The organism is Tenacibaculum sp. L6 (assembly GCF_028823685.1).
Taxonomy (GTDB): Bacteria; Bacteroidota; Bacteroidia; order Flavobacteriales; family Flavobacteriaceae; genus Polaribacter.
The window spans coordinates 1-2,461 of record NZ_JAPEHZ010000117.1; the positions used below are offsets into that span (position 1 = coordinate 1).

Annotated in this window: 2 protein-coding genes; both read right to left on the reverse strand. The window is 32.0% G+C overall.

Annotated elements, in window-relative coordinates; translation table 11 throughout:
- Positions 1-220: 220 nt before the first annotated feature.
- Complete coding sequence (gene rfbB / locus OU788_RS12095) at positions 221-1,270, reverse strand: dTDP-glucose 4,6-dehydratase (protein ID WP_274635403.1); 1,050 nt, start codon at positions 1,268-1,270, stop codon at positions 221-223.
- On the reverse strand, positions 1,267-2,145 hold the full coding sequence (gene rfbD, locus OU788_RS12100; protein ID WP_274635404.1) for a dTDP-4-dehydrorhamnose reductase: 879 nt from the start codon (positions 2,143-2,145) through the stop codon (positions 1,267-1,269). The genes rfbB and rfbD overlap by 4 nt, the downstream gene beginning before the upstream one ends.
- Between the last annotated feature and the right edge of the window lie 316 nt (positions 2,146-2,461).

Sequence of the window (2,461 nt, forward strand, 5' to 3'; positions counted from 1 at the left end):
GCGGCGTTTCACGCCTGAATCTCGAAGCTTTTGCATCCTATTCTTATGAAAAAGACAAATTTTTTCTTGAATTCTACTAAAATGAAAATAGGTCGGAGTTGTTTTTGACGGTTCTATATGATTAGATCCTGAAACAAGTTCAGGATGACGTATCTTATTTTTTTTGATTACCGTTCGACAGGCTCAGTTTGTCAAAAAGTGTTTTTTTACAGTAGCTTAGTTACTGCTCATACATTTGTTGATAGTATTTTTGATACTCTCCGCTAGTAACATTCTTTACCCAGTCTTCATTTTCTAAATACCATTTTACCGTTTTCTCAATTCCCTCCTCAAACTGTAAAGAAGGTTCCCATCCTAACTCATTTTTTAATTTTGAAGAATCTATAGCGTAACGATAATCGTGTCCAGCTCTATCTGTTACATAAGTAATTAACTTTTCAGAAGTACCTTCTTCTCTCCCAAGAAGCTTATCTACTGTTTTTATTAATACCCTAATTAAATCTATATTCTTCCACTCATTGAATCCACCTATATTATAAGTATCTCCTAATTTTCCTCTATGAAAAATAACATCAATTGCTCTTGCATGATCGTTTACAAACAGCCAATCTCTCACATTATCTCCTTTGCCATACACAGGTAAAGGCTTGTTATTACAAATATTATTGATAAATAAAGGTATTAACTTTTCTGGAAACTGATATGCACCATAATTATTTGAACAGTTTGAAATTACAACTGGTAAACCGTAGGTATCGTAAAAAGCCCTTACAAAATGATCTGACGAAGCCTTAGATGCCGAATAAGGAGAATGTGGATCGTACGCTGTGGTTTCTAAAAAGAAACCTTCATCACCTAAAGATCCATACACCTCATCAGTAGACACGTGATAAAATAACTTGTTTTCAAAATTGCCTCCCCAATAATTTTTAGCAGCCTGTAATAAAGTCAATGTTCCCATTACATTGGTTCTTGCAAAAGAGAAAGGATCTTTTATCGATCGATCTACATGCGATTCAGCTGCTAAGTGAATTACTGCATCTATCTCGTATTTTGAAAAAATACCAGCTACTGTATCATGATCACAAATATCAGCCTTAACAAACGTATAATTCGGTTTCCCTTCAATATCTTTTAAATTTTCTAAATTTCCTGCATAGGTAAGAAGGTCTAAATTGATGATATTATATTCAGGGTAGTTTTTAACAAATAGCCTAACTACATGTGACCCTATAAAACCTGCTCCTCCTGTAACTACTATGTTTTTCATATTACTTCTTCTTGTTTAATCTTCATTATGCATTCTTTTAAAGAATCTCTCCAGTAAGGAACTTCTATTGTAAAATCATTTTTTATGTTCTGTTTATTCAATACTGAATAATGAGGTCGTTTAGCCAATGTTTTATACTCCTTAGATTCTATTGGATTAATTACACATGGTAAATTACTAAATTCCATAATTGCTTTTGCAAAATCATACCATGAAGTAATACCTTCATTCGAAAAATGATATATTTTTGAATCTCTATCTATTTTTCGATCTAAAGTAATAAGTTGCAAACATACTTTCGCTAAATCTCTAGCATAGGTTGGAGTTCCTATTTGGTCATAAACAACATTTAGTGATTCTTTCTCTTTCCCTAACCTCATCATCGTTTTTACAAAATTATTTCCGTAGGCAGAATATACCCATGACGTTCTAATTATGAGAGCTTCAATAGATGAAGACTCTACAATCTTCTCTCCTCTTCTCTTAGTATTTCCATACACTCCTAAAGGAGCTATATTATCTTCTTCTTTATAGGGTAAAAAACTTTCACCATTAAACACATAATCGGTAGAAATATGAATTAATTTTCCTCCTCTACTTTTTATTGAATTAACTAAGTTTTCTACTCCAAAAACATTTACTTTTTCAGCATTTTCTGAATCTTCTTCAGCTTTGTCCACTGCTGTATATCCTGCACAATTAATTACTCCATTAATCTTGTTTTTTTCTATATAATCATCCACAAAAGCAGCATTGGTAATATCTAAGCCTTTTGAATCTTCAAAAAAGAAATTAAAACCCTCATAGTTTAATGATAATTCCTTTATTTCTGAACCTAATTGCCCACTTGCTCCTGTAACTAATATATTCTTCATGAATGTTTTCTATGTAAATCCAAAGTTACAAATAACCTAAACTTTATGGGATTTTCTGTCGAAAATTATTTGTGTATGGTTTGTTGAGTATTGAGGGATTAGTATTGAGTATTGAGGTTTTAAATAGTTACATAGTTAAACCCATTGCTTTTTAACTCATCGATTCACAGATTGCTTCTCCCGAAGTATTGGGGTCGCAATGACAGGTTTTCTTTTTGTTGTGCTTTTTTTCCATCGATGAAAAACAAACTTTTCTCTTCATCCCCATTCATTTTTTGCTTGTCCAAAAAACGAATCAAAAAAGGACACTTTTTCA

Bases quoted from the DNA above. Each gene is read 5' to 3' on its own strand.
- rfbB (WP_274635403.1), bottom strand. From the start codon at position 1,270: ATGAAAAACATAGTAGTTACAGGAGGAGCAGGTTTTATAGGGTCACAT.
- rfbD (WP_274635404.1), bottom strand. From the start codon at position 2,145: ATGAAGAATATATTAGTTACAGGAGCAAGTGGGCAATTAGGTTCAGAA.